The sequence below is a fragment of the Thalassospira profundimaris genome (assembly GCF_003326675.1).
GTDB classification, from domain to species: Bacteria; Pseudomonadota; Alphaproteobacteria; order Rhodospirillales; family Thalassospiraceae; genus Thalassospira; species Thalassospira aquimaris.
Window position 1 is genome coordinate 167765 of the sequence record NZ_JPWF01000007.1, and the last position, 22608, is coordinate 190372.

Here is a 22608-nt window from a genome sequence, read left to right on the forward strand (position 1 = left end):
ACGTATTAAGATTTCGATCATATGATTGCGCCATCCGGTGTCGGCGAAGTGATTTGCGTCGACCGATTGCGTGCGCCAAAAGGTTTGTCAGGACAGGAAGTCAGATAAGAGATGAATACAGATCGTCTTGGCATCTATTACACAATGCTGAACATTGCGCCGGGCGCGAGCGCAAAGGAAATCAAACTCGCCTATCGCAAACTGGCCTTTCAATACCATCCGGACCGCAATACAGACCCGGACTCGGAAGAAAAATTCAAAGATATCACCGAGGCCTATGAAATCCTGACCGGTGAACGCAAACCACCTGCGCAAGCTGCCAACAAAGCGGGCCACACAGACAGCGCCACGCAATCCAAATCATCCCCGTCGGGCAATTCAACCGCATCTGGCTATGGTCCGAATGCCGCAGGCCCGCAGAATGCCAACCGCACCAAACAGGGCTTTGCCGGTAGCGGCCGTAAACAGGATAGCCCGAAGCAGGGCGCGGATGAAAAAACCGCACGCGCCAATCAGGCCTATCGTGAACAACAGGCCAAATCCGGCGCACGCAAAACCAATATTCATCCCGGCGCACGCCGCCACAAAACCAAAAAGACGGACAATAACGCGCAGGGCTTCATTGCCTGTGCTGCAACCGGCGTTGTTTCAGCCCAGCCGCGACAGGTCGAATTCAAAATTGTCCGGGGCTTCCTTCATTCCTGTAAAATTGAAACCGTGACGGCCAATCTGGCCCCCAAAGGCGCAAAAAAGATGGCGCTTAAGGCCAGCTTCATTACCTGGCTGCGCGGATTCTGGGGATGGCGAAGCTTCGTTCCTGCCTGGAAGGCCATTCTTGGCAATATGCGTGGCGGCACCTTCCCGCCCGAAGGCAATGCCAAGATGCTGTTTGCCCATGCGACCGCATTTGAACGTGCCGGAAACAAACCGCTTGCCCGTGCGGTGTTAATGCAGGCCCTTGATTTCATCGGCACCAACCGATCCGCCTTGGCCGAACAAGTGCGCGCCAATTTGCGCCGTCTGGAAGATGGTCAACCAACCCGTCGTGTTCGCGATGAGTGGAAACGCGCGGGTATGGGCGATGCTCTTTTGCATTTAAGCCCGCTTTTCTTCCTGATTTTTGCCGGTTTGATCGCCTTTGGCCCGGGTCAGGGTTTTGTCACCCGCGAAATCCCGGAATTGGTCGCCAAGCAAGGCAGCCAGATCACCAAACAGGTCAAACAGCTGATTGGCGAAGATCGCGACCCTTATTACGTTGACCGCGAACTTTTGAACATGCGCGACGGGCCAAGCGTAAATCACAAGATCATCCGCCGCCTTACCCGCTTTGAAACCGTCTATATCTCTGGCGACAGTCAGGGCTTCTGGATCGAAGTTGAAACCACAATTGGCGAAAGTGGCTTTGTTAATCTTGATGCCCTTGTTCCGGGCAACGGATCAATTGCGCGCGACACATGGTGTGCCACAAACAAATGCGACTGACCGAATAATTCCGGTCAGTCGCAGCAAAGACTTCTAATCTGTAGGCCCCGAATTACCCCAGCGGGCAATTATCCCTTGGTCGGGATCGCTTTCAAAGCCGCCAGCAGATAATCCCAGAAACGCAGAACGCTTGGCACATGGACACATTCATCCGGGCTATGTGCACGTTTGATGGTCGGGCCAAACGAAACCATATCCCAATGCGGATATTTCGAACCAAGCACACCGCATTCAAGACCGGCATGGATCACACGGATTTCCGGGTCCTTGCCAAACATGTCGCGATGAACAGATTTCATCATCTCGACCACTTCGCTGTTTGCATTGGGTTTCCAGCCCGGATAGGCATCCCCCCACACGACCGTCGCACCAATCATTTCAAAGACGGCGGTTGCTGCTTCGCGAATGGCATCACGTGCCGAATTGATCGAACTGCGTGCCGACAGGGTTGCCTTTGCCGTGCCGTCCGCGACCTTGACGATGGCAAGGTTGATCGACGTTTCAACAACGCCTTCGACCGACGTGCTCATGGCCTGAACACCATTGGGTACCCCAACACACGCATTATTAAAACGCTTGGAATCGGCCGCCGTCATGGCAGTGGCCGGAAGATCTGCCTGTTTGGAAGCAACGGCAAAGTTCGGTTCAAGCGCGCCGATTTCATCGCGCACTTCATCGGCAAACGCCGAAAGTGCCGCATCGAATTCTGCAACCTTGCCTTCGGGCAGTACAACAGTCGCGAAAGACTCACGCGGGATGGCGTTACGCGCCGTACCGGCATTGATCGTAACGATCTGCGCAGCAAAATCACGGATTGCTGTGCGCAGGAAACGTGCCATCAGCTTATTGGCATTGCCAAGACCCAGAATGATGTCGATCCCCGAATGGCCGCCCTTAAGACCGGTCAAGGCAACTTCACGCGCAACATAACCGGTGGCGACGGCTTCGGGGGTGTATTCAAAGGTCGCGACAAGATCGCCACCACCCGCACAGCCAACGCAAAGCTCGTACTCGTCTTCGGTATCAAGGTTCAGAAGGATCTCACCCTTAAGACGGCCCGGTTCAAGGTTCATCGCACCGGTCAGGCCGCGTTCCTCGTCAACCGTGAACAGAAGTTCAAGCGCGCCGTGCTCCAGCCCCTCTTCGGTCATGAAACCCATCATGGCAGCAGCACCAATACCGTTGTCTGCGCCAAGGGTGGTGTTATCGGCAGTGATCCATTCGCCATCGATCAGCATACGGATCGGATCGGTATCGAAATTGTGGGTCGAACCGGAATTGGCCTGGGTCACCATATCAACGTGCGACTGCAGAATGGTCATCTTCCGGTCTTCATAGCCCGGCGTGGCCGGGATAGAGACAACAAGGTTCTGACCACTATCACGGAAATGCGCAAAGCCTTTGTCATCCGCCATTTTTTCAAGAAGCTGAAGAACGGCTTCTTCTTTGGTCGACGGGCGCGGGGTATCGCAAAGTTTCTGGAAGTTTTCCCAAATTGCGACCGGGGCAATTTTGCTGATTTCGTTCACGGTGGCGCTCTCCTGTTTGGTCTGATCAGTCATTTTTGACTGTATATCTGGAATATGCGTTTTTCGCGGGTTCTCTTTGTTGATTACCCTATCATCGCCCGGAATCAAAGCGCATCTACGTATTTTTGCGCAACCCGCAAACAAAGCGATAAAACACGCATTTTCCCGGCAGAAAAACGCTTAAAACGGACCAAGCGCGCAAATTGCTGCGACCTTATTCAACACCGACAACAGAACTGCGCCGCTGCATCAGAAGCACATCGCGCCATTTTCCGGCAAAGGGACCATATGTCATCCGACCAAGCCCCCGCCGAAGGCCAACATCCTGGAACCCCAAACTGCGATGCAACGCGACGCTTGCCGTATTCTCCGGAAAGATACCGGCTTCAAGGGACCAAATGTCTTGCGCCTCGCTTTCCGCGATCAGGGCCGCAAGCAACGCCTTGCCGATCCCCTGCCCCTGTGCGTCCGGATCTACATAAACCGAAATCTCGGCGACACCACGATACACACAGCGATTTGAAACGCCGGACAACCCGGCCCAGCCAATCACGCGACCTAGCGCGTTGCAGGCAACAAACCGGCAGTCGTCCAGGTGCCCTTGATCCCAGCTTTCCCAAGACCCGGCATTTTCCTGAAACGTTGCGTTTCCGCCCGCAATCGCGCGTCCATAAATATCAATCACCGCATCCCCGTCGTTCGGGGTCATTGCACGAATGATCATTCGCCTTCCTTTGGCCTGCTTACAGGCACCCTGCAACTTCTATGTATGGGGGAAACGACCCCCTCAAAAACAGGGCCTAGCTATCAGTATCACGCTCAAACGATTTGAAAATCATACAATCGCGGCCGTTCTGCTTGGCTTCATACATTGCTTCGTCGGCCAGTTTCATCGCATCGGAAAGATCGACAAATTTCTGGCGACCTTCGCCACCAACCGTCGCCCCGAAACTTGCAGTCACCTTGGCGACTTCGTTTCCATCCTTGTCGATCGGCACATCAATGGCGCGGATCATATTGGCCAGACGTTCGCCAATGCGCTTGGTGACCGCGGCCGTCGCCGAGGGCAAAAGAACAGCAAATTCCTCGCCGCCCAGACGCACGACAAGGTCATCATCGCGCAAGGCCTGACGCAGGGTTTCCGCAACCTTTTCCAGAACTCTGTCCCCGACTGCATGACCATGGGTGTCGTTGATGTTTTTGAAGTAATCAAGATCAAGAACGATCAGCCCAAAGACCCAGCTTTTATCCTTGAGATGGCGGATTTCGCGCAAACGGCTGACCGCAATTTCAAAGCCGCGACGATTAAGCGCACGGGTCAGCGGATCGGTCGATGCAAGGGTATCGAGCATCTGTTCCTTGCGCTTGTGATCGGTGATGTCGGTTGCCGACACCATAACGCCGCCACCTTCCATCATATTCATGCGGATATCGGCCAAACGACCGGACGGCGTGACCATTTCATCAAAGGTGGAATGACCATGCCCGTTCAATTTCATCTTCGCGCAGCATTCATGAAGGGCTGAAATCTCGAAACTCTGATCTTCGCCTTCCTGTTTGGACAAACCAAACAAGCGCGCAAATTCATAATTGAAGTGGGCAACCTTAAGGTCCCCATCAAGCATCGCCACCGCCGATGGCACCAGCCTGATGACCTCGGTTACGGCCTCTTCCAGGCTTGCTTTGGCGCGGATCAGTTCCGCATTCATCTCGACTTCTTCACGAACATCGTGCGCCGTTGTCAAAATGGCGGGCTTGCCGTCATGCCACAAAATGCGTTCATCGGTCAGATCCCGCCAAACCGCTCTGCCGTCATCCAGGACATCACGCACACGATGACGGTCCCCGCGACGTTCACCATTCAGGATCGCGGCAACATGCTTTAACGCGCGCGGACGGTTATCTTCAGGGATAAAACGCAGAACATTGGGCTTTTCCATAAATGTGCTGGCATTTTCCGCCCCCATCAAATGGGCGAAGGCATCATTTACATAAAGGGCAGTCATATTGCGATGAACCATGACGCCGATAAAGGATCGACCCAACATATGATCAACCTGCATCGCGGTTGTGCCATTGTCGATCATCTGTGCTGTGGTCAGGACGGCACTGCCGCCTTCCCATTCCACGGTTTCATCACTGATTTCCATCCAGACCGGCGTTCCGTCGGTACGGATATTGTAAACCTTCTTCCAGCCGTGAAAACCACTGCTTTCCTGAAAGCCTTCGGAAAGTTTGGCTGCTTCGTGATGAAAACTTGGCGGGATATATTGCCGCATGTCAGGCTCGCTCATGAAGTCCTTGACATCCCGGCGCCCGAGCATCTTGGCATAGGCGTCATTGACATACACAGCTTGCAAGTCCTTGTGTACGACAACACCTACGCGAGACCGCCCATACAGACGTGCGATTTCTGTTGGCTCGAACCGCATCAACGTCCTGTTTCCCCCGAAACCAGAAGTGCGCAGCCGCATGATTTCCATTCACGCAGCAATAATGACGCCTTTTATACTACATCAGTTCAATTATAATTAAAACAAAGGGATGCCTGACCTATCCCAACAGCGAAGTTCTATTACCCTATGGTCCGGTAACAATTCCCGCAAGCCCATACATAAGAACAGTAAAATATTATTGTTAATTTAAGTAAACCATACATTGATCACCCCTGGAGATCGGACTTCGCCCAATTCGCACCTCATGATCTGGAAAAGCTTATGCCCAAAAAGACCTTCAACATTATTCAACATGACCGTGGCTGGGACGGGTATTTCAAACTCGACATCTATCACGTTGAACATGACAAGTTTGACGGTGGCAAAAGTGACGTTCTAAGACGGGAAGTTCTGGAGCGCGGCCACGCAGTCGCGGTCCTGCCCTATGACCCGATACGTGATGAAGTCATCCTGATCGAGCAATTCCGTCCTGGCGCTATTTCAGTCCATCAGCGCGATCCCGACATGCCGGTTTGGCTGATTGAAATTGTCGCCGGGATCATTGAAGACGGCGAAACGCCCGAAAACGTCGCCCGCCGGGAAACCCTTGAAGAAGCCGGGTGCAAAATTCTCGGCCCGCTTGAACAGATATCGCAATATTATGTGACACCCGGCTGCTCAAGCGAGACAGTGACCATGTATTACGGTCAGGTCGATGCATCGGCGGCCAGCGGCATTTACGGCGTCGCTGAGGAAGGCGAAGATATCCGGGTCTTTTCTGTACCGGCCGAAGAATGCTTTGCCATGTTGCAGAATGGACAACTCTGCAATGCAACCACGACCATTGCGGTCCAGTGGCTGATGATCAATCGGGACCGTATCCGCAGGAATGCGGGCCTTTAGGCTGGTTTTGCGGCATTTCCGGCAACTGTGATATTTAACACCATTTTCACGTTGTAATTTTCAAACTGTCTTGACTTTTGTGTAATAAAGGCCCAATCAACAAACAATCAAATTTTAAACCCAACCACGTTTGGAGTCTGTCATGGACATTCGCAATGGCACTATCGAAGCCATTGGCCGCACCCCGCTTGTGAAGCTGAAAAAGGTTTCCGAGCTGACGGGCTGCACCATTCTGGGCAAAGCAGAATACGCAAACCCGGGCGGATCGGTCAAAGACCGTGCTGCCCTTGCCATCATTCGTGATGCCGAGGCCCGCGGCCTTCTGAAGCCGGGCGGTGTCATTGTTGAAGGCACAGCTGGCAATACCGGCATTGGCCTTGCCGTTGTCGGCAACGCGCTTGGCTATCGTACCGTGATCGTTATCCCGGAAACCCAAAGCCAGGAAAAGAAAGACCTTCTGCGTCTTTTGGGCGCAGACCTGCGCGAAGTTCCGGCTGTGCCTTATCGCGATCAGAACAACTATGTTCACGTATCGCGTCGTCTGGCCGAAGAACTGGCAAAGACCGAGCCTAATGGCGCAATCTGGGCCAACCAGTTTGACAACGTCGCCAACCGTCAGGGCCATATCGACACCACCGCACCCGAAATCTGGGAACAGACCGATGGCAAGATTGATGGCTTCATCTGCGCGGTTGGTACCGGCGGCACGCTTGCCGGTGTGTCCCTGGCTTTGAAAGAGCGCAACAAAAACATCCAGATCGGCCTTGCCGATCCGATGGGTGCCGCTCTTTACAGCCACTACAAATTCGGTGAACTGAAATCCGAAGGCAGCTCGATCTCCGAAGGCATCGGTCAGGGCCGTATCACCGCCAACCTCGAAGGCGTTGAAATCGATCACCCGTTCCAGATTTCTGACGAAGAAATGCTGCCGATCGTTTTTGACCTGCTGAAAGAAGAAGGGCTGTGCATGGGCGGTTCAACCGGCATCAACATTGCCGGTGCGGTTCGCCTTGCCCGTGAACTCGGTCCGGGCAAAACCATTGTCACCGTTCTGTGTGACCTTGGCACCCGCTACCAGAGCAAACTTTGGAACCCCGAATTCCTTAAGGAAAAAGGCCTTCCGAGCCCCGATTGGCTCTAAGCCCTTTACCAACCTAAAACAAAACCCCGCCAGTGCATCTGGCGGGGTTTTGTTTTTCTATGAAACGGCATCACAGTATCAGGTCGCGTCAGCCAGCTCACCCGAAAGTGAAGCATTGCCCTTTTCCTTGGGGGCTGCCTGTACCGCCTTTGATGCAAGACGCCACAGATAGATCCCGCACAGCAATGCACCCACCAGTAACGCGCCCGCAAAGCCCGCCACCGCGTTCCAGCCACCATGTGACCAGAACCAGCCACCAATCGACCCCATCGTGCTGGCACCAAGATAATAGGCCAGAAGATAAAGCGACGATGCATGTCCCTTGGATGTTTCGGCAAGCCGCCCGACCCAGCCACTGGCAATCGAATGGGCAACAAAAAAGCCGCTGGTCAGGACAACAATGCCCCCGATGATCCCACCAAGACTTTCAAGCATGGTCAGGGCAACACCAAGCCCGGCCAACAAAATCCCGACGACAAGAACCGGCCCGCGCCCCAGTTTGTCGGAAAGCGCACCGGCAATCGATGACATCACCGAACCGCACAGATAAACCACAAAGATCAAACCGATCTGACTTTGACTTAGGCCATAGGGCGCATCAGAAAGCCTGAAACCGACATAGTTAAACACCGTAACAAAGCACCCCATCGCAAAGGCACCGATCAGAAACACGAACGGCAATCCCGGATGTTTCAGATGCCCGCCCCAGGCGCGCAGGTGATATCGCACCTGAAAGCCCGGACGCCGGACAAAGTTTTGCGATGCCGGCAACAAAACGGCAAAGCCAAGGGCGGCCAGCAATCCAAGTGCCCCCATCGCACCAAGTGCTGTATGCCAGCCAAACAGATCGGTCAGGAAGCCGATCACGACACGGCCACTCAGCCCGCCAATCGCGGTCCCGCTGATATAGATGCCCATCGCCATGCCCAATCCCTTGGGATCGATTTCCTCAGCAAGATAAGCCATGGCAACGGCAGGCACACCACCAAGGACAAGCCCTTCGACCGCACGCAAGACCAGAAATGCGTGCCAGTCGGAAAGGAACGGCGCGATAACATTCAGGATCGATGCCACACACATCGACACCAGCATCAATTGTTTGCGCCCGGTGGCTTCGGACACTGCCCCGGCCAGCAAAATGGCAAAAGCCAGCAACCCGGTGGTCAATGACAGCGCAAGCGAGCTTTCCGCCGGTCCGACGCCAAAATGATTGGCCAGTTCCGGCAACAGTGGCTGCACACAATAAATCAGGGAAAAGGTCGCATACCCTGCAAGGAAAAGCGCAACGCTGATACGGCGAAATGCCGCCGACCCCGGGCTGATCCCGACTGGTTCGGAAGGCACAAGCGTGTTGGTGGACGCGAGCGGGCTGTCAGCGCATTGGGGAGACGCGCCATCAGAATGTGCCGTATCAGCAGCACCGTTTGAATGTGGCTCAGGGTCTTGGTCCCGAGAAACAGACATTTACGACCTCGTTTAGAAATGTTCGTGGGGTGTGCATATGATTGCATTCACATCATCATCCGTCCAATATATCATACAGTTATTCTTGATATGTTTTGGGTATATCAACCATGGAACTGCGCCATATCCGCTACTTTCTGGCCGTTGCCCGCGAAGGCAATTTCACCCGTGCGGCTGCGCGCATCGGGATCGGACAGCCCCCGCTTAGTCAGCAAATCCGTGACCTTGAAACCGAAATCGGCACCGCCCTGTTTCACCGTGTACCGCACGGTGCCGAACTGACCGAGGCCGGAACGGCATTTCTTGAAGTCGTCGCCCAATTCCCAGATCTGGCCGAACGTGCCATTCGCGCCGCCCGACGTGCCGGGCGCGGTGAAACCGGCACCATCCGGGTTGGCTTTACTGCATCGGCCGCCTTCAGCCCGTCTGTGCCCGGTGTGTTTCGCGATTTCAGACGCGCCTTCCCCGCCGTTGAAATGACATTGGAAGAAAGCAACTCCGCCCAGCTTGTCACCCGCCTTAAGGAAGAACAGCTTGATGCTGTTTTCTTGCGTCAGGATGCCATTGCCGATGATGGTATTCGGCTCCACGTAATATCGTCCGGGCCGATGGTTGTTGTCCTGCCTGCCGGGCACCCGGCAGCAAAACATGATAAAGTCTCACTTTCTCAATTGCGCGACGATTCCCTGATCCTGACCCCGCGTGCTGTCGGCCCGACCCATTATGACAAAGTGGTCAGTGCCTGCCGCAATGCCGGGTTCGAACCCCAGATGGGTCAGATCGCCCCGCAGCTTGGATCGGTGATCAACTTTGTGGCCGCCGAACTGGGTTTTTCACTGGTTCCCAAGCCCATGACACAGCTTCAGGCCAATGGCGTTGTCTATCGCGAAATTGATGGTGAAGTCCCGATTGCCGAACTGTCACTGGCCTATCGCAGCAATGATATATCGATCGCCCTTCGCAATTTCGTCAGTCGCACCCTTGCCGCCCACCGCAAACCCGAAATTGATGAATAGACGACAATACATATTTTATTTCAGATACTTGCGATCCGTTCCCGAACAAATCCGACAAGGATTTCAGAGGATGCATCAAGTGACTGCAAGGCCGTATCGATCACCAGATCAGCATCCTGCCAAGGGTGATATTCCCGATCACAGACCTTTTGCCAGTCCGGCATTTTAAGGTTCTCGATATCACATTTTCGGGTTTCAATCCGGTGTCGATGCTTATCGCGGTCAGAACACACCAGTTCAATTTGCACAAAGGGTTTGCCAGCAAGTTTAGCAGAATCTCGCCAGGCAGCCCGGGATAATTCAATCGGATTGACCGAATCCCCGATCACGAGATGTCCAAGGCGAAGATTATCCGTGGCAATCCGGTTGGCAACGACATAGCCGACCGGCCCCATGTCATCGGATGGCACAACGCCACAATCAATGATCGCCTGCTCAATCGTATCAATGCGCAGATGGATCGCACCAAGTTCACGGGCCGCCAGTCTGGCAATCGATGTTTTACCAACACCGGGCAATCCACCAAGAATAATCAGCATTTTCAATGTCTCCTGAACAGGCCCACATATGAACATTCCGGTTTGGGACTGGCAAGACAGTGAATTCAGGCTAGATTAATCCCAACTGTGAAATCAGGCGCCCCGCATTGCGGCCTGCGCGCCAAACCGAAAGTCTGGCTTATGCTACGATATTCCCTTCTTGATCTTTGCCCGGTGAATGCGGGCGAGCATCCCTCTGATGCGCTTCGCAACACGCTTGATCTTGCCCAGCATGCCGAAACGCTTGGCTATCATCGTTACTGGCTGGCCGAGCATCACAATATGCCCGGCATCGCCAGTGCCGCGACCTCGGTCGTCATGGCCCATGTTGCGGCAGGCACCAAAACAATCCGCGTCGGTTCGGGTGGCGTGATGCTACCCAACCATGCGCCGCTGGTGATTGCCGAACAGTTCGGCACGCTTGATGCGCTTCATCCGGGCCGTATTGACCTTGGCATCGGACGCGCACCGGGCACAGATCAACGTACTGCTGCGGCCCTTCGCCGTGACATGCACGGGTCCGAAGAACGCTTTATTCAGGATGTTTTGCAGGTACAGGCATTCCTTGGCCCGCTTGAAGGCAATCCTCCAATTCGCGCCGTTCCGGGCTATGGGTCACAGGTCCCGATGTGGCTTTTGGGAAGCAGCCTGTTTTCGGCCGATCTGGCGGCACGCCTTGGCTTGCCCTTTGCATTTGCGTCGCATTTTGCCCCTGACATGCTGATGGATGCGCTTTCGCTTTATCGTCACCGGTTTGAACCAAGCGAACAGCTTGATAAGCCCTATGCGATTGCCGCCATGGGATTCTTTGCGGCGGACACCGACGAGGAAGGCGAATATCTGGCAACCTCGATGCAGCAACAATTCCTGAATCTGCGGCGCGGCACACCGGGCCAGTTGCCCAAACCGGTCAAGGATATGAGTGAAATCTGGAACCGGGTTGAAAAGGCCGGTGTTGATCATGCCATGCGTTACGCAGCAATTGGCGGACGTGACACAGTGCGCAAGAAACTCCGCGAATTTGCCTATATGACCAATGCCGATGAAATCATGGTTACGGCCAACATCTTTGACCAAACGGCGCGCCAGAAATCATTTTCGATTGCCGCCGAGCTGTTTGGCGAGATGAATGCAAACAGTGATCGCAGCGACAGCAAAGACTGCGCGTGATCCTGAATTTTCACTGTCATGCCAGTCGATTAACAAAGCCGGGTTCCTTCCGAACCCGGCTTTGTCATTTCATCATACGAAATACCAACTTACGCTACTTGCGCTTGCATCGCAGCTCGGACAATATGCGCGTCCCGTCACCTGTTTGACGGGTGCCCCCATATTTCAAATGGTTATGGTGCCCCACCCATGAGCGACTTTTTGCTGGCCGCGTTGCCGATCGCAACCATCCTGTTTTTAATGATCAAGATGAATTGGGGGGCTGCACGTGCCGGTGCGGCTGCGTGGTTTGTCACCGCCCTGATTGCCGTTTTCATTTTTGGCGCACCAACCGAAATGCTGATCATTGCCCAAGCCAAGGGCGTGATGCTGGCGCTTTACATCCTTTATATCGTCTGGGCGGCGCTGATCCTTTATTTCGCTGCCGAAGAAGCCGGTGCGATCAAAACCATCGGGCGCGCCATCCGATCGCTGACCGATGACCGCCCCTTGCAGCTTTTGATCCTTGGATATGTCTTCGCGACCTTCCTGCAAGGTGTTGCCGGGTTTGGTGTTCCGATCGCCGTGGTTGCGCCGCTGCTTTTGGGCATGGGCTTTTCGCCGGTTCTCGCCGTTGCCGCCCCGATGATCGGGCATAGCTGGTCCGTTCTGTTTGGCAATATGGCAACATCGTTTGAAGCATTGATTGGTGTGACCGGCATTCCGGGCACCGAATTGACCCACTATTCGGCCATTCTGCTTGGCCTTTCGGGATTCAGTTGCGGGGCGGCTGTTTTGTGGCTTGATGGCGGTTTTCAAACCATTCGCCGCCGGATTGTGCCGCTGGTCCTGATTTCCGGCGTCATGGGCGTTGTTCAATATTGCATGGCCAATTACGGCGTCTGGACATTGGGCGGCCTGACGGCAGGCATTGCCGGGCTTGTTACCTCGATCATCGTGACCCGGTTCTGGAAATCCCATCCCGATGACGTCGCCGAACAGATCGATGATGACCATGCACACATGCCGCTGATCGAGGCGCTGACACCTTATCTGGTCTTTATCCTGATTGTCGGTCTTGCAACCTTTGCACCGGGCGTCGAAGCCTTTTTGGGCAAGGTCCGCTTCACGCTTGATTTCCCGGAAACCGCGACGTCACTTGGCTGGGTGATCAATGCTGAAAGTGCCAAGGCAATTGCCATTTTCGGCCATCCGGGCGCGCTTTTGATTTATACCGCCGCCATAAGCTTTGCCTTCTTCAAGCTGCGTGGTCGCTATGACAACGGCATTGGCAAACGCATCTGGCAGCGCACACTAAAAAGTGGCCTTCCGACCAGCATTGGCATGGTGCCGGTGATCGGACTTGCCATCATCATGGACCATGCAGGCATGACCTATGCCCTTGCCGAAGGTGGTGCCGCGATCTTTTCCGGCACCTTTGCCATTGCCTATCCGGTGATCGCCCCGGCGATTGGCGCATTGGGGGCCTTCATGACCGGCAGCACCAATAATTCCAATGTCGTCTTTGGCATGTTCCAGCGCCATACCGCCGAACTGTCGGGCATTTCAACCGCCCTTGTTCTAGCAGCACAGGCAACCGGCGCATCCCTTGGCAGCATGCTGGCCCCGTCAAAAATCCTTGTCGGCTGTTCGACTGTGGGCCTGTCGGGCAAGGAAGGTCCGGTATTGTCGGTTGTTTTGAAAACCGGCGTGTTCCTGACCGCACTTTGCGGGTTTATGGCACTTGGTATCCTGTTGATTGCCACAATGAACGGAGGCGCATGAGATGAAACAGAAACTGTTAAATCCGGTCTTTCTGGTTCTGGCATCAATCATCCTGCCGATTGCAAGCTTTGAGGCCCTTGTCATGGGAAGCTCCGCTGCAAGTGACATCCTGCTTGCGATGTTTTGTGCGGTCATGGCGCTGATCATTGTACGGAAATAAAAAAAACCCGCCGGTTACCATAACCGGCGGGTTTTCAAAGCCGACTTGTAGTTCCCGCCTAGGGACGGAACGTCGCAAGTTTAAGGCCAAAGGCAATAAACACCGCCCCCGTGGTTGCCTTCAGCGCACGCTGGAAACGGCCACTACCTGCAAAACGCGTCAATCGCGACAGCAACAAAACAATCGATCCGAACCAGATAACATTGATCGATGCATGCACACAGACCAGCATGAAGGCCGATGTGACCGCACCCTCGCCCACCGGGATGAATTGCGGAAAAGCAGCCAGATAGAAAATCGATACCTTGGGATTAAGGGCGTTGGTCAGGAACCCTTCGCCATAGGCCATGATCAGGGTGCGCTTGCGCTTGGCCGGTGTCACGGCACGCACAGTCTGCACTCCGCGCCAGGCATCACGCAACGCCTTGAATCCGACCCAGCACAGATACGCCGCCCCCAGTAATTTCACGACCATGAAGGCCTGTGCCGATTGTACAAGGATCACCGAAATGCCAAGGATCGATAACGTCCCGTGCAGGTAAAAGGCCGTCACAAAACCGGCAATATTGGCAACACCCGCCGCGCGACCGGATGTCGGGACGGTTTTGGCAATCAGCACCCCGTTCGGTCCGGGTGACATCACAAGCAATGAAGTAACAAGCGCAAAGCTTAAAAACTGTGTCCAATCCATCTGGGCGATCCTTGATCAGGGGCAAGCATCTTGCGAATTTTGCGACTATAGACCCTTTCTTACGTCCGACAATCAATCGATTGTCATGGTGACATTTCCGACCAGACTTTCACGCTAAACGCGTCCAACACAACCAAGCATCACGCCATCAGGGGCATTTCGAACGCACATGGTCCCAAATTCACCTTGAATGTTCCTATTTTGTTCTTTAACGTGAAGGAATGAAAAACAGCATCGTCCCAACCCCGAATGCCCCCTTTCCCACCCCGCCCGGTGACGGCTGGTGCGATCCGTCGTCTGATCCGTCACTGCTTGCCGCGCGCGGGCAAAAAGGACGCGGGGCGATATCGAATATTGACGGGCGATTTGAACGCCACATTCATCAGGCGGTTGATGATGGATGGCTGGATCAATTGATGGAAGACGCGCCGCCACGCAACAAAACCACCCTTGGCATTGATGGCGCACGCAGTGTCATCACCAAAAACCAAAGCCCCGATGTGCCCTTTGACCGCTCGATCAATCCCTATCGCGGGTGTGAACATGGCTGTATCTATTGCTTTGCCAGACCAACCCATGCCTATCTTGGTCTGTCACCGGGGCTGGATTTTGAAACCAGACTGTTCTGGAAACCCGACGCCCCGACGTTGCTGCGCAAACAGCTTTCAAGCCGGGCCTACAGCCCCGCCCCCATCGTCATTGGCACCAGTACCGATCCCTATCAGCCGGTTGATCGCGACAAGAAGCTGACCCGCGACATCATCAAGGTATTGGCCGATTGCCAGCATCCCTTTTCCCTGATCACCAAAAGCGCATTGGTCACACGCGACATTGATCTGATTGCGCCGATGGCGACCCTTAACCGTGCCTCGGTTGCGGTATCGGTCACAAGCCTTGATCACCGGCTTTCCAATTTACTCGAACCGCGTGCATCGGCCCCGCATCGCCGTCTTGAGGCCATCCGCAAGCTGTCTGATGCCGGTATTCCCGTCACCGTTCTGGCCGCCCCGATCATTCCCGGGCTTAATGACATGGAAATCGAAAAGATTGCCGCGGCCTGTGCTGATGCGGGCGCAACATCAATCAGCCATATCGTCCTGCGCCTGCCGCTTGAAATTGCCGATCTGTTTGAAGAATGGCTGACCGCCCATTACCCGAACCGCAAGGACAAGGTCATGTCGCTAATCCGCCAGATGCGCGGCGGTGAACGATATCAGTCGGAATTTGGCAATCGCATGCGCGGCACCGGCGCGGTCGCAGATTTGATTGCCCGCCGCTTTGCCCTGGCCCGCAAAAAATATGGGCTTACCGGCCGGTCACTTGACCTTGATTGCGGCGGCTTCAAACGCCCCAGTGCGGACGGGCAGATGTCGCTGTTCTGACACCTGCCCGCGATATATCGCACTTTCATGACAAGACCATTATCCAACCCGTTTGATTGCGGCATGGCGCTTTTTGCCAACGGAAAGCTGCAACAGTTCCCAATCATCAAACGCGTAATTAAGGACGTGATGTTCGGGGTCGGTGATTTGCTTGTCATCAATCCGCACGGCCCCGCCTTCGACCAGACGGCGGGCTTCGCTGTTGGTTTTGGCGAAACCGGCCATCACGATCAGGGCCAAAATCCCGATCCCGTCCTTAAGCGCGTGCGCCGTAAATTCCAGTGTCGGCAGACCGTTCAGATCACCATTGGTCCCAAACACACCATTGGCGGCGGATTTGACGGCTTCAAGTTCAAACTCGCCATGGGCAAGCCTGGTCGCTTCGTCGGCCAGCACGATCTTGGCTTCGTTGATCGCAGCCCCTGAAAGCTGTTCAAGCTGCTCGATATCAAGCAGTGGCAAATCGGTGAACAGGCGCAGGAACCGCCCGACATCGCCATCTTCGCAATTGCGCCAGAACTGCCAGTAATCAAAGGCACTCAGACGATCCGCATTCAGCCACACGGCACCGGCGGCAGTTTTGCCCATCTTTACACCCGATGATGTGGTCAAAAGCGGTGCCGTCATGCCAAACACCTCATTGCCATCAACCCGGCGCACCAGATCAACACCATTGATGATATTGGCCCATTGATCGCCCCCGCCCATCTGGGCCCGGCATCCGAAACGGCGCGACAGTTCAAGGAAATCGAACGCCTGCAAGATCATGTAGTTGAATTCAAGGAAGCTGAGGCTTTCCTGACGTTCGAGCCTTGATTTCACCGAATCAAAGGACAGCATCCGGTTGACCGAGAAATGCCGCCCGATATCACGCAAAAGATCGACATAGCCAAGCTGATCAAGCCAATCGGCATTATTGACCAGAACCGCATCAGTCGGACCATCCCCGAAACGCAGGAACCGTCCAAACACCTTGCGAATACCATTGATGTTTGCCGCAATCTGCTCGTCGGTCAGGATCGGGCGCGCTTCGGACCGGAAACTTGGATCGCCGATACGTGTCGTACCGCCGCCGACCAGAACAATCGGCTTGTGCCCGTGGCGCTGCAACCAGCGCAGCGTCATGATCGGCAACAGATGCCCGACATGCAGGCTGTCGGCCGTGGCATCAAACCCGATGTAAACCGGCACGGCCTCTTCACCGGCAAGAATACGATCCAGCCCGACAAAGGATGTGCATTGATGGATAAGGCCCCGTGCATGCAGCGCAAGCAACGCATCGGACGCAAAACCGTTCTGGGTTACCTCGCTGGCATTTTGCGGCGAAGCTGGTTGGTCAACAGGTTGGGATATTGTCATTTCGGTTTTCCTTGATGGTGGGGCCACCTCGGGCAAACCGGTTTATGGAAAAAACAAAGGCCGCCCTGGGGCAGCCGGTCTTGGTTTTATAAAAACACGTCAACAGGCGCCGCACTATGTGTGCAGCGGATAATACGAGTTGAACTGTGCAAATACGTTTTCCATGCCCAAATGGATATGTCGCAATTCCTGATCGGTCAAGCCTGTTTCTTTGACATGCCTTAGAGTAGCTTCTGTTTAGATTGCATCGTTTTGCCGGAGTCATTCTTCTGTCCAGCAAGGAAAGGATCGTCGAGCGTAGCGGTGCTAGGGCCAAGAACCTTGACGCTGCGGGGCAGAAGAATGTCCCGGCCCGCAGGGTTTGGTTTGGCGATGTTTTGCTGCGTTACACCGCTTGAACGATGCCCCGCATCGTCCTTGCGCGCTGTGTGTTGCCAAACAATTCGCCAAACACGAAAAAAACGATGCAATCTAAACGGAAATTACTCTAAACATCCCCAAAACCAAAACACCCGCCAAATATTGGCGGGTGCGTGTCACAAGGTTGCCCAAAAAGGGAAAACCAGATCTCAGCTGACGACGCGATATCGCGCATGCATGGCCGGACCATTGACCACGGCCGGATCAATCAGACCGGCTTCGTTCACGTGTTTGGCTGAAATGCGTGGCTGTTTTGCTTCTTCGTTTTCAAGATTGAAATTGCCACCATCGGCCAGTGCCAGATCGCGCGCGCTTTCAAAGAAACGAAGGCCCCGCTTTTCCATGACATAAAGGGTTTCGCCACCCCATTCACCTTTCCAGACCAGACCTGAAAGATCGTCCATTTCGCTTTCAATGCGGGCCGGTGAAATCGGCATACCAAGGCAGGTGGTCAAAAGAAATGAAAGTTCGGCCGCTGTTACGCCATCTTCACAGCATTCCTCGGCCAGAACCGACATCACAGCCATGGTGACAACCCGCAAGGATACCTTGCTGGTTTCAAGACCCGGAAAACGGTTTTGCTGAAGTTCAACGATATCGTTGGCGATACGATCAACGTCCCCACGGATCACATAACGCCCACGCCATACTCGACAACTTGTTCTGACTTCCCATTCTTTCATTGTTGGTCCCGCCCGCTTTTTTTATGTGTCCCAATGTAGAAACGATACATCAACCATACATACAGTCAACATATAATTATACATTTTGTATCATTTTAGACATTCGGATTGAAACCATTGATACCCGATACGCGACACGGCATATCCATCTTCGCTTTCAACCGGATCAAGGTAGCCACGCGTCAATGCCACCTGGAAATCACGACTGAAATTCCTTGGCATTCGAAGATGTTCCTGACGGCGCAGGATGCGACGGATGTCATCGCGGGTCACAAATCCCCGGCCATCCCGGTAATGCAGCCAGATCGCCGCAATCAGGATCGTCTCGGCAAAGCCGCGGGGCTGCATCCGGGCAATCAGATCACCAAGCGCCCCCATAAAGCCGGTGATAAATGCGCCGGTCTCGATCCCGTTTAGCGGGGTCAGGAAATAGCCAATATCAGAAATGCCATCGGGCATTCCACCTTGCCCGATGCCCGGTGCTGAACCCATTGCAGAATCATGCGACCGCCCCAATGGGCTATCCTGTGCGGGGCTTGATACAGACGCATGCCGAGTGGCACCCGCACCATACGCATCAGAAGAATCAGTGTCATTTGAAGACGCACGAGTGCCCACATCGCCTCCGTTGCCACCATCAGAAAACCGCCCGGCGGAAACACCCCCGTCACCCTGCCCGGCAAAACCGGACCGGGACGCAGAACGCATCATTGAGTGGTTCGCACCCTGGCCGGGTACAGCCCCCAGAGGCCCCATCGCCCCCATGGCCGAAACCGGCTGACCAAACAGGGCCGCCATCACCACAGGCAGGCGGGCAGGCGGAATCGCACATTCGAGATCCACCGGACCAAAATCGCCCTCTCCGGTCAGTTTGACGTGAATTATTGCTGCCAAGGTTGCCATCACTCCTGATTTACACAACCGCAATAACATACATTATGTATTTAATTCAACATCATTATTAACTTTACGTACATATTTATACATTCTCGATTTTGTAGGCAGACAATTTTGCCCTCGACAACCGGGCGACACACACCACACCATGACGGCACCAAACAGGATGCGGTGTCCTTACCCGCAGCTCGGCTGATGCCCGGGCTTCCTGCCCCACAACACGCACGCATCGTAGGCCGGTAACAAAGACACGCCACCAACAGGGAAGGATTTATGTGATGACACGCCTTTTGTTTCGCGAAGATGCCTATGCCAAAAGCTGCGAGGCGACGGTCAAAAGCATTTCCGAACGCGGGATCGAACTTGATCAGACAGTTTTTTATGCCACCGCTGGCGGACAGGCCGGTGACATCGGCGTTTTGAAAACCGCATCGGGCGCGGCCCTTCCGGTTGCGACAACCATCAAGGATCGCGACAGCGGCCGCATCCTGCACATCATTGCCGATGACCATTCCCTGCCCGAAATCGGCGATATCGTCACCGCGGAACTTGATTGGGACAACCGTCATAAAATGATGCGTTTTCACACCTGCCTGCATTTGCTTTGCGCGGTGATCGAAGGCGATGTCACCGGCGGCAACATCGCGGCCCACAAGGCACGCCTTGATTTCAACCTGCCGGAAATGGCGATGGAAAAGGAAGAAATCACCGCCAAGTTGAACGAGCTGATTGCACGCAATGCCGGTGTATATGACGGCGAAATCAGCGTTGCCGAACTGAAAGCCAACCCGGAACTGGTACGCACCATGTCGGTACAGCCGCCCATGGATGGCAATTCAATTCGCACAGTCACCATCGAGGGAATTGATTTTCAGCCCTGTGGCGGCACCCATGTCCGCAATACAGGCGAAATAGGTCAGGTCAGCGTGACAAAAATCGAAAAGAAAGGCCGCCTGAACCGCCGTATCAACATCGTTTTTGCCTAGAGACAATGGCATAACAGGCATCAACCCCACAGACATGCCGCCTACCTAACATCAAAATTCAAGGCTGCCTGCGTGACTGCCGGTTGCCAGCCTGCGCAAGTACCATTACAAATTTGAACATCAACAAGAAGTCATCAAAGACCATCAGGACCACATAACAGAATGATCCCGGGCCCAACCGGGATTGCGCAATACCCACCATTGCTAATCGGAGCTTGTCCATGACCAACCCACTTTCGGCCCCCTTGGCCGACGCACTGGTTTCCACCCAGTGGCTGGCGGATCACCTCGACGCGCCGGATGTTCGCGTTGTCGATGCAAGCTGGTATATGCCAGCCGACAATAAAAGCGGCCGCGAAATTTATGACGCACAGCACATTCCAGGTGCCGTGTTCTTCGATATCGACGATATCGCCGCTGATGACAGCGCCCCGCTGCCCCATATGATGCCCGACGCGATCAAATTTTCCGCCAAGGTCCGTAAACTTGGCCTTGGCGACGGGGTTCGCATTGTTGTCTATGGCCAGACCGGCTCGGCCCTTGCCGCGTGCCGCGCCTGGTGGATGCTGCGTCATTTCGGCCATAGCGATGTGGTTGTTCTGGATGGCGGCCTGCCCAAATGGCTTGCCGAAAACCGCCCGGTCACCGACGCACCGACGCCACCGCGCGAACGCCATTTCACCGCGCGCGCCAACAGCTTCCTGCTGCGTGAAATCGACCAGGTCATGTCAAACGTCAAAACCGGTCGCGAACAGCTTGTTGATGCACGTGCAGGCGAACGTTTCCGTGGCGAAGTTGCCGATCCGTGGGGCAAATCCGGCCATGTTCCGGGCTCCTATAACGTGCCCTTCAATGTTCTTTTGAATGCCGATGGCACCTTTAAGGGGGCCGCCGAAATCAAGGGTGCATTTGAAGCAGCCGGTGTTGATCTTGATAAGCCGGTGGTCGCAAGTTGCGGATCAGGCGTTACCGCCTGCGTTCTTGCCATGGGCGCCTATATTGCCGGCCACAAACAAGTCGCCGTGTTTGACGGGTCCTGGGCCCAGTGGGCCACCACCGAAGACAGTCCGGTTGAAACCGGCCCGGCCTGATCGACCGTAAAAAGTTCGAGAGTTTGATATGCCTGCTTCGTCGCAATTTGGTCTGAACATCCCTGATCCCGATCAGGAAGCAGCCCGCGACGATGCAGGCATCATTCTTGAACAGCTTAAATCCCCGAATGACAACGATATCGCCGCCATCACATCATTGTGGATTGCAACCGGTCTGATCCCGGCCATCCGCGATACCAGGCAAGATATCGAAAACTGCATCAATGCCGATCACGGCTGCCTGATCATCGCACGGCACCCGCAAAATAATCAGATCATCGCCACCATGATGACCGGCCATGACAGTTTTCATGGCTGGATACATTATCTTGCAATCAATCCCGATGCCCAGAATCTTGGGATCGGGCGGGAATTGGTGACACTGGCCGAGGATATCCTGCGCGCCAGCGGCCTGTCCGAAGTCCGAATCACCATAGAAAATCCCGCAGCAGGTGATTTTTACGCCAAACTCGGCTATGACTGGATCGACAGCGTCACCGACAAGACCCCGCCTGAACGCAGTCAAAACATGATCATGCGCAAGAGTTTAGACCAATGACCCCATCCGATCCGCGCAAGCTGGAAGTTGTTGTCAGCTTCCTTGAAATGCAAAGTCCGCCTGACCGTCCGCCGGCAATCATCCCGCCGGGCAAGGTCGCCATCATCCGGGCCGAAGACCCCACCCTGTCTTTTTATCGCTACTTATATAATACGGTCGGCGAACCGTGGCTGTGGTGGCAACGCCGCCTGATGAGCGATGACGAGCTTGCCCCGCTGATCGCCAATCCTCTGACCCATGTCTATGTTCTGTATGTTGCTGGCGTCCCTGCCGGATATTGTGAACTGGACCTGACCGAACTTGAAAAAGAACGGACGATTGATCTGCACTATATGGGATTGATCCCGGAATTTATCGGCAAGGGATTTGGCAAATATCTGTTGAACTGGGCGATTGATACGGCCTGGAGCCTAAAGCCAGCGCGGGTTACAGTAAATACCTGCACACTTGATCACCCAAGTGCATTGGGGGCTTACCAAAAGGCTGGCTTTGTTGTATACGACCAGCGAACGGATATTGTTGACGATCCGCGCGATGTCGGGCTGATCCCGCATATTGATCATCACGTTGATCGTGGTGGACAATCTCGTGGTGACGCGCCTGATACCGAAAGTGGGCAGGAAAATGCAAATAATGCAGATTCCGGCACTTTGGTCGTTGACTTTCCCGACCGCGCAAGGTAACAAGCGCGCCTGAGTTTACCCAAGCCAGAGGATGATGACCCATGGCAGTGCCAAAGAAAAAAGTGACCAAGTCCCGTCAGGGCATGCGTCGCTCGCATGACAAGCTCGCCAAGGGCTCGTACCGCGAAGACAAAGAGACCGGCGAACTGCATCGCCCGCACCACATTGACCCGAACACCGGTATGTACCGTGGTCGTCAGGTGGTCGAGCCGAAGATGTAATTCCGTCCCGGAGAGCTTTTGCTCTTTGGCGGT

22 protein-coding genes are annotated in these 22608 nt (G+C 54.5%); 13 read left to right on the plus strand and 9 right to left on the minus strand.

Annotation, left to right across the window (positions count from 1 at the left end; genetic code table 11):
• Positions 1-111: 111 nt before the first annotated feature.
• Positions 112-1482 carry a DnaJ domain-containing protein gene (locus TH19_RS12180; RefSeq protein WP_114102623.1) on the plus strand — a complete coding sequence of 457 codons (1371 nt, stop codon included), beginning with the start codon at positions 112-114 and terminating at the stop codon, positions 1480-1482.
• Between the two features lie 68 nt (positions 1483-1550).
• On the opposite strand, the gene TH19_RS12185 is transcribed toward TH19_RS12180, so the two are convergent.
• From TH19_RS12185 to TH19_RS12195, 3 genes are all read right to left on the minus strand, one after another.
• Positions 1551-3011, minus strand: coding sequence for an aminoacyl-histidine dipeptidase (locus TH19_RS12185; protein ID WP_114102735.1), 1461 nt, complete (start codon positions 3009-3011; stop codon positions 1551-1553).
• A gap of 214 nt (positions 3012-3225) precedes the next feature.
• Complete coding sequence (locus TH19_RS12190) at positions 3226-3735, minus strand: GNAT family N-acetyltransferase (protein WP_114102624.1); 510 nt, start codon at positions 3733-3735, stop codon at positions 3226-3228.
• Positions 3736-3811: 76 nt separating this feature from the next.
• Positions 3812-5443 (minus strand): sensor domain-containing diguanylate cyclase, encoded by a 1632-nt coding sequence (locus tag TH19_RS12195; RefSeq protein WP_114102736.1) that lies wholly within the window; start codon positions 5441-5443, stop codon positions 3812-3814.
• 285 nt (positions 5444-5728) lie between these two features.
• On the opposite strand from TH19_RS12195, the gene TH19_RS12200 reads away from it, so the two are divergent.
• A complete protein-coding gene (locus tag TH19_RS12200) occupies positions 5729-6349 on the plus strand; it encodes an NUDIX domain-containing protein (protein WP_114102625.1) in 621 nt (206 codons plus the stop codon).
• A 142-nt stretch (positions 6350-6491) separates the two neighbouring features.
• Positions 6492-7490 carry a cysteine synthase A gene (locus tag TH19_RS12205; RefSeq protein ID WP_114102626.1) on the plus strand — a complete coding sequence of 333 codons (999 nt, stop codon included), beginning with the start codon at positions 6492-6494 and terminating at the stop codon, positions 7488-7490.
• 78 nt (positions 7491-7568) lie between these two features.
• On the opposite strand, the gene TH19_RS12210 is transcribed toward TH19_RS12205, so the two are convergent.
• Positions 7569-8954, minus strand: coding sequence for an MFS transporter (locus tag TH19_RS12210; RefSeq protein WP_114102627.1), 1386 nt, complete (start codon positions 8952-8954; stop codon positions 7569-7571).
• A gap of 110 nt (positions 8955-9064) precedes the next feature.
• Here TH19_RS12210 and TH19_RS12215 point away from each other — a divergent pair, with 110 nt between their 5' ends.
• Positions 9065-9970, plus strand: a complete 906-nt coding sequence (locus TH19_RS12215) for a LysR family transcriptional regulator (RefSeq protein ID WP_114102628.1) — start codon at positions 9065-9067, stop codon at positions 9968-9970.
• Between the two features lie 20 nt (positions 9971-9990).
• Here the strand turns inward: TH19_RS12215 and TH19_RS12220 are convergent, their stop codons facing one another.
• The gene (locus TH19_RS12220; RefSeq protein WP_114102629.1) at positions 9991-10509 is read right to left on the minus strand and encodes a P-loop nucleotide/nucleoside kinase family protein; all 519 of its coding nucleotides are present in this window, start codon (positions 10507-10509) and stop codon (positions 9991-9993) included.
• Positions 10510-10596: 87 nt separating this feature from the next.
• On the opposite strand from TH19_RS12220, the gene TH19_RS12225 reads away from it, so the two are divergent.
• The 3 genes from TH19_RS12225 (at position 10597) to TH19_RS22760 (ending at position 13603) form a co-directional block, all read left to right on the plus strand.
• The gene (locus TH19_RS12225; protein ID WP_437128970.1) at positions 10597-11679 is read left to right on the plus strand and encodes an LLM class flavin-dependent oxidoreductase; all 1083 of its coding nucleotides are present in this window, start codon (positions 10597-10599) and stop codon (positions 11677-11679) included.
• A 189-nt stretch (positions 11680-11868) separates the two neighbouring features.
• Positions 11869-13443, plus strand: a complete 1575-nt coding sequence (locus TH19_RS12230) for an L-lactate permease (protein WP_114102630.1) — start codon at positions 11869-11871, stop codon at positions 13441-13443.
• Position 13444: 1 nt separating this feature from the next.
• Positions 13445-13603 carry a hypothetical protein gene (locus tag TH19_RS22760; RefSeq protein ID WP_181846399.1) on the plus strand — a complete coding sequence of 53 codons (159 nt, stop codon included), beginning with the start codon at positions 13445-13447 and terminating at the stop codon, positions 13601-13603.
• 58 nt (positions 13604-13661) lie between these two features.
• On the opposite strand, the gene TH19_RS12235 is transcribed toward TH19_RS22760, so the two are convergent.
• A complete protein-coding gene (locus TH19_RS12235; RefSeq protein WP_114102631.1) occupies positions 13662-14294 on the minus strand; it encodes a LysE family translocator in 633 nt (210 codons plus the stop codon).
• Positions 14295-14515: 221 nt separating this feature from the next.
• Here TH19_RS12235 and TH19_RS12240 point away from each other — a divergent pair, with 221 nt between their 5' ends.
• On the plus strand, positions 14516-15676 hold the full coding sequence (locus tag TH19_RS12240) for a PA0069 family radical SAM protein (protein WP_114102632.1): 1161 nt from the start codon (positions 14516-14518) through the stop codon (positions 15674-15676).
• Between the two features lie 39 nt (positions 15677-15715).
• Here the strand turns inward: TH19_RS12240 and tyrS are convergent, their stop codons facing one another.
• The 3 genes from tyrS to TH19_RS12260 all read right to left on the minus strand — a co-directional run bounded on the left by tyrS (position 15716) and on the right by TH19_RS12260 (position 19032).
• On the minus strand, positions 15716-17035 hold the full coding sequence (tyrS, locus tag TH19_RS12245) for a tyrosine--tRNA ligase (RefSeq protein ID WP_114102633.1): 1320 nt from the start codon (positions 17033-17035) through the stop codon (positions 15716-15718).
• A 569-nt stretch (positions 17036-17604) separates the two neighbouring features.
• Positions 17605-18087 (minus strand): hypothetical protein, encoded by a 483-nt coding sequence (locus TH19_RS12255; protein ID WP_258547939.1) that lies wholly within the window; start codon positions 18085-18087, stop codon positions 17605-17607.
• Between the two features lie 141 nt (positions 18088-18228).
• Positions 18229-19032, minus strand: coding sequence for a hypothetical protein (locus TH19_RS12260; protein WP_147250761.1), 804 nt, complete (start codon positions 19030-19032; stop codon positions 18229-18231).
• Between the two features lie 281 nt (positions 19033-19313).
• Here TH19_RS12260 and TH19_RS12265 point away from each other — a divergent pair, with 281 nt between their 5' ends.
• The 5 genes from TH19_RS12265 to rpmF all read left to right on the plus strand — a co-directional run bounded on the left by TH19_RS12265 (position 19314) and on the right by rpmF (position 22575).
• Positions 19314-20021: an alanyl-tRNA editing protein gene (locus TH19_RS12265; RefSeq protein WP_114102637.1), complete on the plus strand. Its 708-nt coding sequence runs from the start codon at positions 19314-19316 to the stop codon at positions 20019-20021.
• 221 nt (positions 20022-20242) lie between these two features.
• A complete protein-coding gene (locus TH19_RS12270) occupies positions 20243-21112 on the plus strand; it encodes a sulfurtransferase (protein ID WP_114102638.1) in 870 nt (289 codons plus the stop codon).
• A 28-nt stretch (positions 21113-21140) separates the two neighbouring features.
• Positions 21141-21671 (plus strand): GNAT family N-acetyltransferase, encoded by a 531-nt coding sequence (locus TH19_RS12275; protein ID WP_114102639.1) that lies wholly within the window; start codon positions 21141-21143, stop codon positions 21669-21671.
• Positions 21668-22354, plus strand: a complete 687-nt coding sequence (locus tag TH19_RS12280) for a GNAT family N-acetyltransferase (protein WP_114102640.1) — start codon at positions 21668-21670, stop codon at positions 22352-22354. The genes TH19_RS12275 and TH19_RS12280 overlap by 4 nt, the downstream gene beginning before the upstream one ends.
• Before the next feature lie 41 nt (positions 22355-22395).
• Complete coding sequence (gene rpmF, locus TH19_RS12285) at positions 22396-22575, plus strand: 50S ribosomal protein L32 (RefSeq protein WP_007090029.1); 180 nt, start codon at positions 22396-22398, stop codon at positions 22573-22575.
• Positions 22576-22608 lie beyond the last annotated feature (33 nt).